Raw genomic sequence first — 14,162 nt, forward strand, 5'->3', positions numbered from 1 at the left:
GCGGGCCTTGTCCGATCTGAAACATTCGGTTTCGTGCATGTGATGCGCGGGCCGCGACCCGGAAAGGATGTCGAGACGATGATTTCGCGAAGGGATTTCCTGCAGGCCGCGCTGGCCGCCTCGGCGGTCTGGGGCGCGTCCGGCGCGGGAAACTGGGCGCGGCTTGCGGCTCAGCAGGCGCTGACTCAGGACCGGTTGCTGGAGTTCGACACCTTCGGCAACGTGACGCTCATCCATGTCACCGACATCCACGGCCAGCTGGTGCCCGTGTGGTTCCGCGAACCCGAGATCAATATCGGCGTCGGCGCCGCGGCCGGCAAGCCGCCCCATGTGACGGGCGCCGATTTCCTCAAGCTTTACGGCATCCCCGCCGGCACGCCCGAGGCCCATGCGCTGAGCTATGTCGATTTCGTCTCGCTGGCGAAGGGCTATGGCCGGATGGGCGGCCTCGACCGGGTGGCGACGGTGATCAACGCCATTCGCGCGGACCGGCCCGAGGCGCTGCTGCTCGATGGCGGCGACACCTGGCACGGGTCCTATACCTGCCTGCGCTCGGATGCGCAGGACATGGTCAACGCCATGAACCTGCTGAAACCCGACGCGATGACCAGCCACTGGGAATTCACCCTCGGCGTCGACCGGGTGACCGAGATCGTGGACGGGCTCGACTTCGCCTTCCTCGGTGCCAACATCTTCGATGCCGAATGGGACGAGCCCGCCTACGAGCCCTACAGGATGTTCGAACGGGGCGGCGCGCAGATCGCGGTGATCGGCCAGGCCTTCCCCTATCTGCCCATCGCCAACCCGAAATGGATGTTCCCCGGCCTCAGCTTCGGCGTCCGCGAAGAGCGCATGGCCGAGGTCGTGCAGGAAGTCCGCGGCAAGGGCGCCGATCTGGTGGTGGTGCTCAGCCATAACGGCTTCGATGTCGACCGCAAGATGGCCGGCAACGTGCCCGGCATCGACGTGATTCTGACCGGCCACACCCATGACGCGCTGCCCGAGCCGGTGATGGTGGGGCAAACCCTTCTGATCGCCTCGGGCTCGAACGGCAAGTTCGTCACCCGGCTCGATCTGGACGTGCGCGAGGGGCGGATGATGGGCTTTCGGCACAAGCTGATCCCGGTCTTCTCGGACGCGATCGCCCCCGATCCCGAGATGGCCGCGCTGATCGAACGCGAACGCGCGCCCTACCGCGACGAGATGGCCGAGGTGCTGGGCACGACCGACGGGCTTCTCTACCGGCGGGGCAATTTCAACGGCACCTGGGACGATCTGATCTGCAACGCACTGATCGACGAGCGCGAGGCCGATATCGCGCTCAGCCCCGGCTTCCGCTGGGGGCCGAGCCTGTTGCCGGGCGATCCGATCACCCGCGAGGATCTGTATAGCGCGACCGCCATGACCTATCCGAACGCCTACCGCTCCGAGATGACGGGCGAAATGCTGCACACGATCCTGGAGGACGTGGCCGACAACCTCTTCAACCCCGATCCCTATTACCAGCAGGGCGGCGACATGGTCCGGGTCGGCGGCATGGGCTACCGGATCGACGTCACCAAGCCCCAGGGCAGCCGCATCACCGACATGACGCTGCTGAAGACCGGCGAGCCGGTCGATCCGGCCCGGTCCTACGTGGTCTCGGGCTGGGCCAGCGTGGGCGAGGGCACCGAGGGACCGCCGATCTGGGAGGTGGTCGAAAGCTACGTCAAGCGTCAGGGCACGGTCCGGGTCGATCCGAACACGTCGGTCGTGGTCAGCGGCGCATGAGCGGGACGAAGGAGGAGACGACGATGACCGACCGGCCGGGCGCCCCCACGCGGCGCGGATTTCTGAAGGCGGGGCTTGCGGGCGGCGGCGCGCTGGTCGCGGGCGGCGCCGCGGCGCAAGAGCCCGATCCGCTGATCACCGAAAAACAGCCCTGGGCGCAGATGTGGGGCGACGGCGTCGATGCGACCCCCTACGGGATGCCCATCGAGTACGAATCCGACGTGATCCGCCGCAATGTGGGCTGGCTGACCGCCGACACGATCTCGTCGGTCAATTTCTCGCCGATCCATGCGCTCGACGGCACCATCACGCCCCAGGGCTGCGCCTTCGAACGCCACCATTCCGGCGCCATCGACCTGCCGAAGGAAGATTATCGGCTGATGATCAACGGGCTGGTCGAGACGCCGCTGGTGTTCACCTATGCCGATCTCGAACGCTTCCCGCGGGTGAACCACACCTATTTCCTCGAATGCGCGGCCAATTCGGGCATGGAATGGGCGGGGGCGCAGCTCAACGGCGCGCAATTCACCCATGGCATGATCCACAACATGGAATATTCCGGCGTGCCGCTTCGGATGCTGCTGGAAGAGGCAGGCGTCAAGCCCGAGGGCAAATGGGTCTATGTCGAGGGGGCCGATGCCTCCTCGAACGGCCGCTCGATCCCGCTGGACAAGGCGCTCGACGATTGCCTCGTGGCCTTCAAGGCCAATGGCGAGGCGCTGCGCAAGGAACATGGCTATCCGGTCCGGCTGTGCGTGCCGGGCTGGGAGGGCAACATGTGGATCAAGTGGCTGCGCCGGGTCGAGGTCACGACCGAAGCCGTCGAAAGCCGCGAGGAGACCTCGAAATACACCGATACGCTGGCTGACGGCACCTCGCGCAAATGGACCTGGGTGATGGATGCGAAATCGGTCATCACCTCGCCCAGTCCGCAATCGCCCATTACCCACGGGCCGGGGCCGCTGGTCATCACCGGGCTCGCCTGGTCGGGCCGGGGGGCGATCTCGCGGGTCGATGTTTCGCGCGATGGCGGCAAGTCCTGGCAGACCGCGCGGCTGGCGCAGCCCGGGCAGAACATGGCGCTCAGCCGGTTCTATCTGGATATCGACTGGGACGGGTCCGAGATGCTGCTGCAATCCCGCGCGATGGACGAGACCGGCTATGTCCAGCCCACCAAGAACGCGCTGCGCGAAATCCGCGGGCTGAACTCGATCTACCACAACAACGGCATCCAGACCTGGTGGGTCAAGGCCAACGGGGAGGCGGAAAATGTCGAGGTCTCGTAACCTGTCCGCGGCCGCCCTGCTGCTGGCCCTGACCGGTCCGGCCCAGGCGGGTCATTTCGGGCTCGGCCGTCCGGCGCTGCCCGAAGAGGTCGCGGCCTGGAACCTCGATGTGGCCCCCGACGGGGTGGGCCTGCCCGAGGGCTCTGGCTCGGTCGAGGATGGCGAAGAGATCTTTTCGGCCAATTGCGCGGTCTGCCATGGCGAATTCGCCGAGGGTGTCGGCAATTATCCCAAGCTTGCGGGCGGCGAGGGCACGCTCGACCGCGACGACCCGCTCAAGACCGTGGGGTCCTACTGGCCGTACCTTTCGACCGTCTGGGACTATGTCCACCGCTCGATGCCCTTCGGCGCGGCGCAGGTGCTGACGGTCGACGAGGTCTATGCCGTCACCGCCTACATCCTTTATTCGAACTATCTGGTCGACGACGATTTCGTGCTGTCGAACGAAAACTTCCTGGAGGTCGAGATGCCCAATGCCGACGGCTTCATCGTCGACGACCGCGAGACGACCGAACTGCCGCGTTTCTCGCAGCCGCCCTGCATGACCGACTGCAAGCCGGAGGTCGAAATCACCATGCGCGCCGCCGTGCTGGACGTGACCCCGGACGAAGGTCAATAGCGACGCGATCTGCGGGCAGGGGATATGGGGCGGCCTTCAGGGCCGCCCCTTTCCGTTTCAAGGAACTGCCCGCGTCATTCCGTCCCTGCCTTTGGGCGAGTCGAGGGGGCGAATCATCTTGCCCGACGCATAGCGGAATTGCATTATTTGCATATGAGGGAGGAACTAAGTCTGATCCTCGCGCTCGCCTTGGGAGGGGCGGGCGCGGGGCGGGCCGAGACGCATGTCGAGGCCATCGGCGACCCCGTGCGCGGTGCCGAAATCTGGGTCTATTGCAGCGGCTGCCATGAAATCGGTCCCGGGGCTCAGGCCAGCATCGGGCCGCCGCTGACAGGGCTTTTCGGACGGCGCGCGGCGACGGTCGCGGGCTTTCCCTATTCGCTATCGATGCAGCGGGCGGGCCAGGACGGGCTGACCTGGACGCTCGAGACGCTCGATGCCTATCTGGAAAACCCGGTGGTGCTGGTCTCGGGCACCAGGATGAGCTTTCCGGGGCTCGAGGATGCGGGCGAGCGGGCCGATCTGCTGGCCTTCCTGCGCCAGTATTCCGACAAGCCTTCGAACATCCCCGAGGCGGCGCCGACCGCGCGCGCGGGCGATCCGGTGCTGAGCGAGGCGACGCTGGCGCTGGTGGGCGACCCGGCTTACGGCGAATACCTGTCGAGCGAATGCACGACCTGCCATCAGCGCGACGGGTCCGATCAGGGCATTCCCTCGATCACGCTCTGGCCCCAGCGCAAGTTCGTGCTGGCGATGCATGCCTACAAGCAGCATCTGCGCCCGCATCCGGTGATGCAGATGATGGCCGGGCGGCTGTCGGACGAGGAAATCGCGGCGTTGGCGGCCTATTTCGGCGCGCTCGGCCTCTGACGGCCCGCCGTCATTCACAGAAACGACTGGAGACGCGCGAAATCATGTCCAGGGAGGAGACAGAGACATGAGCCTGAACAGACGAAGCTTTCTGGGAACCGGGCTGGCGCTGGGTGTGGCCCTGTCGGCGCCCGCCGTCATCGGCCAGGCCCGGCCGCGGGTGGTGATCGTGGGCGGCGGCGCGGGGGGCGCCACCGCCGCCCGCTACATCGCCAAGGACAGCGGCGGCGCCATCGACGTGGTGCTGATCGAGCCCGGCAAGACCTATTACACCTGTTTCTTCTCGAACCTCTATCTGGGCGGGTTCCGCGAGCTCGCCTCGATCGCCCATGACTACGGGCGGCTTGCCAGCCGCTACGGCATCAACGTGATCCACGATCTCGCCGTCGATATCGACCGCGAGGCTCGGTCGGTCGCGCTCGCCTCGGGCCATGCGCTGGGCTATGACCGGCTGATCGTGTCGCCGGGCATCGACTTCGTCGACGGCGCGGTACCGGGCTGGGACCTGACGGTGCAGAACCGCATGCCCCATGCCTGGAAGGCGGGCAGCCAGACCCAGCTGCTGAAGACCCAGATCGAGGCGATGCGCGAGGGCGGCGTCTTCTGCATGGTGGCCCCGCCCGACCCCTACCGCTGCCCCCCCGGCCCCTATGAGCGGGTCTCGATGGTGGCCCATGTCCTGAAGGAGCGGAACCCGACCGCCAAGATCCTGATCGTGGACCCCAAGGAGAAATTCTCGAAGCAGGCGCTGTTCGAGGAGGGCTGGGGACGGCACTATCCCGGCATGATCGAGCGGGTCGGCCCCGATTTCGGCGCCGCCAATGTCGAGGTGCGGCCGGACAGCATGGAGGTCGTGATCGACGGCACGCCCGAGGCGGTCGATGTCTGCAACGTGATCCCGGCACAGAAGGCGGGCCACATCGCGGGTCTGGCGGGGCTTGCCAATGACAGCGGCTTCTGCCCCATCGTGCCGGGGACGATGCAAAGCCGGATCGACGAGACCATCCATGTTCTCGGCGATGCGACCATCGCGGGCGACATGCCGAAATCGGCCTTCTCGGCCAACAGCCAGGCCAAGGTGGCGGCGATGCAGGTGCGCGCGGCGCTGACCGGGGCACGGGCCTTCCCGGCGAAATACTCGAACACCTGCTGGTCGCTGATCGACACCGGGGACGGCGTCAAGGTCGGCGCCTCTTATCAGGCCGCCGAGGACAAGATCGCCAAGGTCGACGGCTTCGTCAGCCAGACCGGCGAGGATGCGGCGCTGAGGAAGGCGACCTTCGAGGAAAGCCTCGGCTGGTATGCGGGCATCACCGCCGACATCTTCGGCTAGATCCGGACGGGCGTCCCCGGACGGTCCGAAGGGGCCGCCCGGGGGCGCCTTGCGGGCCGGGAGCGGCGCCTAAGATGCTGTGACGCAGCGTAATGCTGCGTTGCGGTGTGGCGAAATCCCGCCGGCTGGTCACGGAAAGGTTGTCGTCAAGAGGAGAAAATTCCCTCAGGACGTGGTATAGCTTTCCGTAGGGTCGCCCATTGCTCTGCCAGGCGATGAGGACGGCCCGTACGGCAGAGACGAATTGGGAGGAGTCGGCCGTGAACATGATTCAGGAACCCAGAAACACCGCCCGCCGGCTGGCGATGCGCCCGCGTGTGCATCCCGTCTTCGGCAAGCTCGGCCCGATGCCGGCAGCCTCGCTGCGCGCGATGGTCGGCTACGGCCTGAACGAGGCCGAGATCGGCCGCTATTTCGGCGTGACGCCGTCCTCGGTGCGGCGGCTCAAGCGCAGCCTCGGGGTCTGCGACGCGGCGGCGGACTGATCGTCCGCCCCGCCGTCAGGGGCACCTGCCAAGCCATCGCCATCGCCATCGCCATCGCCAGCGCAACCGGGCCCGGTCCGGGCCTTGCCTTCGGGGGAGGCCCTCCGGCCGGGCGCCCGGAGGGCGGCTCAGCCCAGCGGGCTGAAATCGCCATAGGCCCCGCCCGCGAAAACCAGCGGCGGGCCTTCGCGCCGGGCGCAGTCCTCGACATGACCGACCACGATGGCGTGGTCCCCGGCCTCGTGCAGCGCGACCCGGCGGCAGACAAAGCGCGCGATCCAGCCCTGCTCCAGCAGCGGCGGGTCGTCCCCGGTCTCGGGGCCGAGCCCCCCGAAATCGGCGCCCGACCGGGCAAAGCGCGCGGCCAGATCCTCTTCGCCCGCGCCCAGCACATGGATCGCGAAACGCTCGGCGCCCGACATCGCCGGATAGCGGGTCGAGGCGCGCGCGGGCGACCACAGCACCAGCGGCGGGTCGAGCGAGACCGAGGAAAAGCTGTTCGCAGTCATGCCGACCGGCCCGTCTGACCCAAGCGCCGTGACCACCGTCACGCCGGTCGCAAAGCTGCCCAGCGCGTCACGGTAAAGCCGCTGGGTGTCCGGGCCGGGAATGAATCGTTCCATGCGTCCTGCCGTCTTTTCCGGTCTGTTGCGGGCCGCACAATGCGCCAGATGGCGGGCGGCGGCAACCTCGGCCCGGCGACTGGACCCGGTCGGCCCCGGTCGTTCCCGGTTCGGGCCGTGTCACCAAAGCTTCACCCCGTCGCAACATTTCCGTTTCCCCGCGCCTCTACCCACCCCGGCAAGGACCAGCACCCGGGGGGCAGATGCTGCTTAGCGTTGACAATCTGACACGGCATTTCGGCCGGATCGCCGCCGTCGACCGCGTCAGCTTTTCGGTCGAGCGCCCGGCCTTCATCGGCATTATCGGCCGGTCCGGCGCGGGCAAGTCGACCTTGCTGCGCATGCTCAACCGCCTGACCGACGCCACCGCGGGCGAGATCCGCTTCGAGGGCCGCAACGTGCTGGCGCTGAAGGGCGCGGCCAAGCGCGCCTGGCAATCGGACTGCGCGATGATCTTCCAGCAGTTCAATCTGGTGCCGCGGCTCGACGTGGTCTCGAACGTGCTGCACGGCACGCTGAACCGCCGCTCGGCGCTGGCCACGGTCTTCAACCTCTATCCGCGCGCCGACATTCACCGCGCCATCGACATTCTCGACCGGCTGGGCATCGCCGAACAGGCCGCCAAGCGCGCCGAGGCGCTGTCGGGCGGCCAGCAGCAGCGCGTGGCCATCGCCCGCGCCCTGATGCAGGACCCGAGGATCATCCTCGCCGACGAGCCCATCGCCAGCCTCGACCCGATGAACGCCCAGGTGGTGATGGACGCGCTGCGCCGCATCCACGAGGAGGACGGCCGCATGGTGATCGCCAACCTGCACACGCTGGACACCGCGCGGCGCTATTGCGACCGGGTGATCGGCATGCGCGAGGGCCGCATGGTGTTCGACGGCCGCCCCGAGCAACTGACCACCGGCGTCGCCCGCGACATCTACGGCGCCGATGCCTCGTTCTCGGAACAGGCCACCTCGACCTCGATCGAGGTGCTGGACCGCGCCACGCGCGTCGCGATGGCCGAAACCGAACTGATCTGACAGCTTTCCCGCCCCCCGGGTCGGTCCGACGGGGCATTCCAACCGCAAGAAAGAGTAAGACCATGACCCGACTGCTTGCTGCTCTCGTCGCGACCTCCGCGCTGGCCGCGCCCGCCTTCGCGCAGGACAAGATCGACGAATTCCGCATCGGCATCCTTGGCGGCGAGAACGCCCAGGACCGCCTGAACTCCTACGAATGCCTGCGCGTCAAGTCCGAGGACCTGCTGGGCGTGCCGACCAAGCTGTTCGCCCCCGCCGATTATGACGGCGTGATCCAGGGCCTTCTGGGCGGCACCATCGACATGGCCTGGCTGGGCGCCTCGGGCTATGCCAAGGTCTATCTGGAAGACCCGACCGCGGTCGAGCCGGTGCTGGTCAAGGTCAACACCGACGGGTCCTACGGCTATTACGCCATCGGTTTTGCCCGCAAGGACAGCGGCATCGCGTCGCTCGACGACATGCAGGGCAAGAAATTCGGCTTCGGCGATCCGAACTCGACCAGCGGCTATCTGATCCCCTCGATCGAGATCCCGGCCGAGACCGGCCATTCGATGCAGTCGGGCGACTTCTTCGGCGAGGTCGTCTTCACCGGCGGCCACGAACAGACCATCGTCGCGGTCAACAACGGCGATGTCGATGCGGGCGTGACCTGGGCCGACGGGCAGGGCAACTGGGAAGACGGCTATAATTCCGGCGCGCTGCGCAAGGCCGTCGATGCGGGCATCGTCGACATGAATGACATGGTCGAGATCTGGCGGTCCAAGCAGATCCCGGAAGGCCCGATCGTGCTGCGCACCGCGCTGCCGGAAGATGCCAAGGTGAAGATGACCGCGCTGGTGGCGTCGCTGGCCTCGATGGACCCCGACTGTTCCTATGGCGTGCTGGCGGGCGAGGCGAAGGGTGTGATGCCGATCACCCATGACGCCTATCTGTCGATCATCGAGGCCCGCAAGGCGCAATCGAACTGAGCCGGATCACCGGCGGCGGCGGGCCCCTGTCCGGGTCCGCCGCCTTCACGTGAAAGCAGCCCCGTCATGGCCCACAGCTTCCCCGCCCCCCGGATCGATCCGATCCGCAGCCGCTATCTCGATCTGGTGCGCCGCCGGCAGCTTTATTCGGGCCTGACGCTGACGATTTTCGCGGTGCTGATGGCGTCGGGCTTCGGGCTTGCGAATGAGCGCAATGCCGGCGGGTTTCTGGACGGGATCGGCAACATCTTTGCCTTCCCGGCCAATGTGATCGAAGAGGCCGCCGCCAAGATCGCCGACATGCCCGCCAATCTGTTGCGGTTCTTCCCGGCGCTGGTCGAGACGGTCAACATCGCCGCGGTCTCGACCCTTGTGGGCGGGACGGCAGGCTTTGCGCTGGCGCTCTTGTCGACCCGGGGGCTGGCGCCCTGGGCGCTGGCAATCCCGCTCTTTCGCCGGGCGATGGATGTGATGCGGGCGGTGCCCGAGATCGTCATCGCGCTGGTCCTGATCTATGTGCTGGGCGGCGGGCCGGTGCCCGCGATGATCGCCATCGCCTTTCATACCGCAGGCGCGCTGGGCAAGCTGTTCTCCGAGGTCAACGAGAATGCCGATCTGAAGCCGGTCGAGGGGCTCGCTTCGGTCGGCGCGGGCTGGGCGCAGCGGATGTGGCTGGGGGTCGTGCCGCAGGTGGCGCCGAATTACCTCAGCTATGCGCTGTTGCGATTCGAGATCAATATCCGCGCCTCGGCGATCCTTGGCTTCGTCGGCGCGGGCGGGCTCGGCTACGAGCTGAAGAACGCGATGTCCTGGGGGCAGGGGCGGTTCGATCAGGCGGCGGCGATCTTCCTGCTGCTGTTCGCGGCCATCGTCGTCTTCGACCAGCTGTCGAGCCATGTCCGCGACCGCCTGACAAAGGGAGCCGCGGCATGAGCGATACCGCAGTTCTGAAACGGGGCGCAGTCGGTCTGATCGGGCGCAAGCGTCTGATCGCCATCGTATTTCCGGGGCTGGTGCTGGCCTATCTGGCCTATGTCGCCATCGCCTTCGACGTGGCCGGGCTGGCCGAGAGGGCGCGGCTTGACAATGGCCGGACGCTGCTGGCCGACAGCTATAGCTACAAGACCCATGTCACGCGCGACAACCGCTCGGGCGAGGTTGCCGTCGCCATCGAAGGCGAACGGAAGGGCACCTATGCCCCCGACGCGCCGCCCGACTGGGTCGAGCGCAAGGGCGCGCGCACCGAGATCGACCTGGGCGACGGCCATCTGGTGAGTTTCGGGCCGGAGATGGTGAGCTATAGCGTCCCGGGCTACGGGCTGATCGAGGCGCGGCCCAGCGTTTCTGCCGGGGTCGAGACCAACCTGACCGGGCCGCTGCCCGACTGGATCAGCCTGTCGCGGAACCGGCTTGCGGTGACGACCGAGGCCGGGCGGCTGACCGTGACCCGCAACCGCAGCGAGGTGTTCCGCTATTTCGTCGGATGGGAGCTGTTCTTCTTCACCCTCGACAGCCCCTATCACGGGCACTCGGCCGCAAGCCTTCTGTTCGGCCCCCAGATCGATCCTGATCGCAGCAATCTCGCGGGCGCCTGGCACGATTTCTGGCGCAACCCGATGTGGCGTCACGCGGATGTGGCCTGGGCGCTGTTCGAAACCGTGCTGATGGCCTTTCTCGGCACCATGGGGGCCGCGCTGGTGGCCCTGCCGCTGGCCTTTCTGGCGGCGCGGAACTTCACGCCGGTCATGGCGATCCGGTTTGGCATAAGGCGGGTCTTCGACTTCGTGCGCGGGGTCGACGGGCTGATCTGGACCATCGTTCTGGCGCGCGCCTTCGGGCCGGGGCCGATGACCGGGGCGCTGGCGATCCTGTTCACTGACAGCGGCACCTTCGGCAAGATGTTCTCGGAGGCGCTGGAAAATGTCGACCGGCGGCAGATCGAGGGCGTGCAGTCGACCGGGGCGCCGCTGCTGGCGCGCTACCGCTTCGGGGTGATCCCGCAGATCACGCCGGTGCTGCTGTCGCAGGCGCTGTACTATCTGGAATCGAATACCCGCAGCGCCACCGTGATCGGTGCCATCACCGGCGGCGGGATCGGGCTTTTGCTGACCCAGGCGATCATCACCCAGAAGGACTGGGAAGAGGTCAGCTATTACATCGTGCTGATCGTGCTGATGGTCTCGGCGATGGACTGGATCTCGGGGATTCTCCGCCGCCGCCTGATCCGCGGCGCCTGATCCCGCACCTTCCCCGCGGGGACGATGCGTCCCGCTTTCCGAGGAGCCCGCCGATGCCCCGCCTGTCCGCCGAGACGCCCGTTCTGCATCCCGATTGCTCGGTCACGGGCTGTACCCTTGGCCGCTATGTCGAGATCGGGCAGGGCGCGCGGCTGCTGAACTTCGCCATGGGCGACTATTCCTATTGCGACCGCTATGCCGACATCGCCAATGCCGATCTGGGCAAGTTCGCCAATATCGCCGCCTTCGCCCGGATCGGGCCCACCGACCACCCGATGCAGCGCGCGAGCCTGCACCATTTCCTCTATCGCTCGGCCGATTACTGGGAGGATGCCGGGGACGACCCGGACTTCTTCGCCCATCGCGCCAGCCGTCGCGCCCGGATCGGGCATGACACCTGGATCGGCCATGGCGCCATCGTCCGCCCCGAGGTGACGGTGGGTGACGGCGCGGTGGTGGGGGCGGGCGCCGTGGTGACCCGCGACGTGGCGCCCTATACCGTCGTGGCCGGGGTCCCCGCAGTGCCGATCCGCGACCGCTTCGCCCCCGCCATCGCCCGGCGGCTGCAGGCGCTGGCCTGGTGGGACTGGGATCATGCGGCGCTGCGGCATGCGCTGGACGACTTCCGCAGCCTCTCTGTCGAGGCCTTCCTCGCGGCCCATGGCGGCTGAGCCTGCCGCGCGGGCCGCCGGACAGCAAAAGGGGGACGGGCCGAAGCCGCATCCCCCTGAGCCTGCTGAAATCGAAGCTGAAATCCCCGGTCGCCTGACGGCGGAACAACCTCTACCGAAAACCCCGTTCACACCGCTTAACGGTTTTTAGTATAGTTCGTCTTTATGGCGAAAGCCTATGGAATTGGTTGCCGGAAGGTAAATTTTCTGCGACGCGGCTATAATTTTCGCTGCGTTGCGGCTATTCCGCCGCCATATCCAGCGCATGGATGCGATGGGCGAAGCGATGCGCCGCCTCGCCGGCCAGATAGGTCAGCCGCCCGCCCGCAATGGTCATCTCGACCGCGCGAGTCTCTTCGTTGATCACGCACAGATCCGCCCGGCGTCCGAAATCGAGCCGCCCCCGGTCGGGCAGGCGCAGGATCTCGGCCGGGTGCTGCGAGATCATCGCCCAGGCCTGCGGCAGGGTTCTGAGGCCCAGATCGACCAGCCGCCAGACCGCATGGGTCAGGGCGGGATAGTAGAAATCGGACACCAGCGCGTCGCACAGCCCCTGCGCGATCAGATCGGTGGCGGAGGCATTGCCCGCCTGCGAGCCGCCCCGCGCCACATTGGGCGCGCCCAGCAGGACCGGGTCGTTCATCGCCTTGGCGGCGGCGGCGGCGCGGCGGGTGGTCGGGAACTCGGCGATGCGGGCCCCGATCATCGAGAACCGCTCGCGCGTCTCGCCGTCGGGATCATCATGGGATCCATACATCACGCCCATCAGGTCGAACGCCTCGGCCAGCCGGCACAGATGGCGCGGCACGTCGGGCGCCATCGCCTGCGCGGCGGCGACCGCGGCCATGTGATCCTGCACGGAGCGGCCGTTCTCGGTCGCCCAGTGGTGCAGCCGCTCGGGCCGCGCGCGCGCCAGCTCTTCGGCCTCTTCGAGGTGGTTGTTGAAGACGACATAGTCGATCCCGTGCCGCTCGACCGCCTCGAGCAGGCGTTGGGCGGTGCCCACGGTATGGGTTTCGCAGCGCAGCTGGATGCGCAGGTCGGTCAGCATCCGCGGCCGGTAGGCGTCGAGCGCGGCCATCAAGGCCTCGGCCTGATCGGGGGCACGGCGTCCGCCCTCCCAGGACCAGCCCTGGGCGAGCCAGCCGGTGGTGATGCCATTCGCGGCCGCCTCGCGGTCGGTCGCGGCCAGCCCGACCTCGAGCGCGAAGGGCGCGGCGGGGCGGGGCGCGATATGCCGTTCGAAGGCGTCGCCATGCAGGTCGACGATGCCCGGCAGGATCAGATAGCCCGACAGATCGACCTCGGGCAGCGGACCCTTGGTGATCCGGCCATCGGCAATGGCAAGCGAGCGCCGTTGCAGCTCGCCGTCGCGCAGGATGGTCGCGCCGGTAAAGCGCAGGGGCTGAAGATACTGGGGCATGTCGCTGCTCGGGCGGTCCTGAGGTTACGTGGCGACCGGGATACCTCTGCACTGTATCGCGGGTATGACAGCCCTCGCGGTTCTGCCTTCAATTCGATCATTCGCGGCGCCTACTCGGGCGCGACGATCAGGCTGACGCGGTCGCCCGCGAACCAGGTGCGGCCATATTCGACCGGCCGGCCCTCGGCATCGACGTTGATCGAGACGCTGCGCAGGATCGGGTCGCCCGGGCGCAATTCCAGATGCAGGGCCTGGGTCGGCGTGGCGCGCTTGGCGGTCAGCCGGGTCGAGGCGCGGGTGTAGTCCGCGACGCCCGCGCGCGCCAGCGCCCGGGTCACCGAGGGGTCTTCGGCCAATGCGTCGAGCAGCCCGGGCAGGCGGTCGGCCGGGAACACGCTGCGGAAAAGCGCGATCGGCTGGCCATCGGCCAGCGAGATGCCTTCGTAGACATGGACGGCCGCGCCCTCGGGCAGGGCCAGCGCCTCGGCCTCGCGCCGGTCGGCCTTGCCGGTCGCGCGCAGCAGCACCTTGCGGTCGGCGCTGCGCCCGGCCGCGGCGAGGTTCTGGTGAAACCGCACCCGGCGGCCCAGCGGATAATCGGTCGGCCGCGCCGCCACATAGACGCCCGAGCCGCGCCGGGCATGCACCAGCCGCGCCTCGGCCAGATCGGCCAGCGCCCGTCGGACGGTATGGCGGTTGACCCCGAACCGGCGCGCCAGGTCGGCCTCGGTCGGCAGCTTGTCGCCGGGCCGGTAGCGGCCCGCGGCGATTTCGTCGCGAAGCGTCGCGGCGATCGAGGTCCAGAGCGCGGTCGGGGTCATGTCATCGAAACTTCATCCAGGTGGCGCT

Annotated in this window: 13 protein-coding genes and 1 pseudogene; 11 read left to right on the forward strand and 3 right to left on the reverse strand. The window is 67.7% G+C overall.

The features are described from left to right. Positions 1 to 78: 78 nt before the first annotated feature. The 6 genes and pseudogenes from soxB to BYZ73_RS06750 all read left to right on the forward strand — a co-directional run bounded on the left by soxB (position 79) and on the right by BYZ73_RS06750 (position 6,363). A complete protein-coding gene (gene soxB, locus BYZ73_RS06725; protein ID WP_112315365.1) occupies positions 79 to 1,770 on the forward strand; it encodes a thiosulfohydrolase SoxB in 1,692 nt (563 codons plus the stop codon). 23 nt (positions 1,771 to 1,793) lie between these two features. Further along, the gene (gene soxC, locus BYZ73_RS06730) at positions 1,794 to 3,056 is read left to right on the forward strand and encodes a sulfite dehydrogenase (RefSeq protein ID WP_108024759.1); all 1,263 of its coding nucleotides are present in this window, start codon (positions 1,794 to 1,796) and stop codon (positions 3,054 to 3,056) included. Further along, positions 3,040 to 3,666 (forward strand): annotated as a pseudogene (locus BYZ73_RS06735) (c-type cytochrome); the annotation flags it as partial. The gene soxC and the pseudogene BYZ73_RS06735, both read left to right, overlap by 17 nt. A gap of 162 nt (positions 3,667 to 3,828) precedes the next feature. Further along, complete coding sequence (locus BYZ73_RS06740) at positions 3,829 to 4,545, forward strand: c-type cytochrome (RefSeq protein ID WP_108024762.1); 717 nt, start codon at positions 3,829 to 3,831, stop codon at positions 4,543 to 4,545. A gap of 67 nt (positions 4,546 to 4,612) precedes the next feature. Continuing rightward, positions 4,613 to 5,878, forward strand: coding sequence for an NAD(P)/FAD-dependent oxidoreductase (locus BYZ73_RS06745; RefSeq protein WP_112315367.1), 1,266 nt, complete (start codon positions 4,613 to 4,615; stop codon positions 5,876 to 5,878). A gap of 260 nt (positions 5,879 to 6,138) precedes the next feature. Further along, the gene (locus BYZ73_RS06750; protein ID WP_075785487.1) at positions 6,139 to 6,363 is read left to right on the forward strand and encodes a hypothetical protein; all 225 of its coding nucleotides are present in this window, start codon (positions 6,139 to 6,141) and stop codon (positions 6,361 to 6,363) included. Positions 6,364 to 6,491: 128 nt separating this feature from the next. On the opposite strand, the gene BYZ73_RS06755 is transcribed toward BYZ73_RS06750, so the two are convergent. Continuing rightward, a complete protein-coding gene (locus BYZ73_RS06755) occupies positions 6,492 to 6,986 on the reverse strand; it encodes a flavin reductase family protein (RefSeq protein WP_112315368.1) in 495 nt (164 codons plus the stop codon). Between the two features lie 206 nt (positions 6,987 to 7,192). Between BYZ73_RS06755 and phnC the strand changes: the two genes are divergently transcribed. The 5 genes from phnC to BYZ73_RS06780 all read left to right on the forward strand — a co-directional run bounded on the left by phnC (position 7,193) and on the right by BYZ73_RS06780 (position 11,890). Further along, the gene (gene phnC, locus BYZ73_RS06760) at positions 7,193 to 8,014 is read left to right on the forward strand and encodes a phosphonate ABC transporter ATP-binding protein (RefSeq protein WP_112315458.1); all 822 of its coding nucleotides are present in this window, start codon (positions 7,193 to 7,195) and stop codon (positions 8,012 to 8,014) included. Between the two features lie 62 nt (positions 8,015 to 8,076). Further along, positions 8,077 to 8,982 (forward strand): phosphonate ABC transporter substrate-binding protein, encoded by a 906-nt coding sequence (gene phnD / locus BYZ73_RS06765; RefSeq protein ID WP_112315369.1) that lies wholly within the window; start codon positions 8,077 to 8,079, stop codon positions 8,980 to 8,982. A 66-nt stretch (positions 8,983 to 9,048) separates the two neighbouring features. Beyond that, positions 9,049 to 9,915, forward strand: coding sequence for a phosphonate ABC transporter, permease protein PhnE (phnE, locus tag BYZ73_RS06770; RefSeq protein WP_112315370.1), 867 nt, complete (start codon positions 9,049 to 9,051; stop codon positions 9,913 to 9,915). Continuing rightward, positions 9,912 to 11,219 carry a phosphonate ABC transporter, permease protein PhnE gene (gene phnE / locus BYZ73_RS06775; protein ID WP_112315371.1) on the forward strand — a complete coding sequence of 436 codons (1,308 nt, stop codon included), beginning with the start codon at positions 9,912 to 9,914 and terminating at the stop codon, positions 11,217 to 11,219. The genes phnE (BYZ73_RS06770) and phnE (BYZ73_RS06775) overlap by 4 nt, the downstream gene beginning before the upstream one ends. Before the next feature lie 53 nt (positions 11,220 to 11,272). Further along, positions 11,273 to 11,890, forward strand: a complete 618-nt coding sequence (locus BYZ73_RS06780; protein WP_112315372.1) for a DapH/DapD/GlmU-related protein — start codon at positions 11,273 to 11,275, stop codon at positions 11,888 to 11,890. Between the two features lie 241 nt (positions 11,891 to 12,131). Here the strand turns inward: BYZ73_RS06780 and BYZ73_RS06785 are convergent, their stop codons facing one another. Both BYZ73_RS06785 and phnF read right to left on the reverse strand, forming a co-directional pair. Then, positions 12,132 to 13,313 (reverse strand): alpha-D-ribose 1-methylphosphonate 5-triphosphate diphosphatase, encoded by a 1,182-nt coding sequence (locus tag BYZ73_RS06785; protein ID WP_108024777.1) that lies wholly within the window; start codon positions 13,311 to 13,313, stop codon positions 12,132 to 12,134. Positions 13,314 to 13,423: 110 nt separating this feature from the next. Next, positions 13,424 to 14,134: a phosphonate metabolism transcriptional regulator PhnF gene (gene phnF, locus BYZ73_RS06790; RefSeq protein ID WP_108024779.1), complete on the reverse strand. Its 711-nt coding sequence runs from the start codon at positions 14,132 to 14,134 to the stop codon at positions 13,424 to 13,426. Between the last annotated feature and the right edge of the window lie 28 nt (positions 14,135 to 14,162).

The sequence above is a fragment of the Rhodovulum viride genome (assembly GCF_003265965.1).
GTDB classification, from domain to species: Bacteria; Pseudomonadota; Alphaproteobacteria; order Rhodobacterales; family Rhodobacteraceae; genus Rhodovulum; species Rhodovulum kholense.

Excerpts from the sequence above, each read along its gene's own strand:
- soxB (WP_112315365.1), top strand. The coding sequence starts at position 79 with ATGATTTCGCGAAGGGATTTCCTGCAGGCCGCGCTGGCCGCCTCGGCG.
- soxC (WP_108024759.1), top strand. The coding sequence starts at position 1,794 with ATGACCGACCGGCCGGGCGCCCCCACGCGGCGCGGATTTCTGAAGGCG.
- BYZ73_RS06740 (WP_108024762.1), top strand. The coding sequence starts at position 3,829 with ATGAGGGAGGAACTAAGTCTGATCCTCGCGCTCGCCTTGGGAGGGGCG.
- BYZ73_RS06745 (WP_112315367.1), top strand. The coding sequence starts at position 4,613 with ATGAGCCTGAACAGACGAAGCTTTCTGGGAACCGGGCTGGCGCTGGGT.
- BYZ73_RS06755 (WP_112315368.1), bottom strand. The coding sequence starts at position 6,986 with ATGGAACGATTCATTCCCGGCCCGGACACCCAGCGGCTTTACCGTGAC.
- phnD (WP_112315369.1), top strand. The coding sequence starts at position 8,077 with ATGACCCGACTGCTTGCTGCTCTCGTCGCGACCTCCGCGCTGGCCGCG.
- phnE (WP_112315370.1), top strand. The coding sequence starts at position 9,049 with ATGGCCCACAGCTTCCCCGCCCCCCGGATCGATCCGATCCGCAGCCGC.
- phnE (WP_112315371.1), top strand. The coding sequence starts at position 9,912 with ATGAGCGATACCGCAGTTCTGAAACGGGGCGCAGTCGGTCTGATCGGG.
- BYZ73_RS06780 (WP_112315372.1), top strand. The coding sequence starts at position 11,273 with ATGCCCCGCCTGTCCGCCGAGACGCCCGTTCTGCATCCCGATTGCTCG.
- BYZ73_RS06785 (WP_108024777.1), bottom strand. The coding sequence starts at position 13,313 with ATGCCCCAGTATCTTCAGCCCCTGCGCTTTACCGGCGCGACCATCCTG.
- phnF (WP_108024779.1), bottom strand. The coding sequence starts at position 14,134 with ATGACCCCGACCGCGCTCTGGACCTCGATCGCCGCGACGCTTCGCGAC.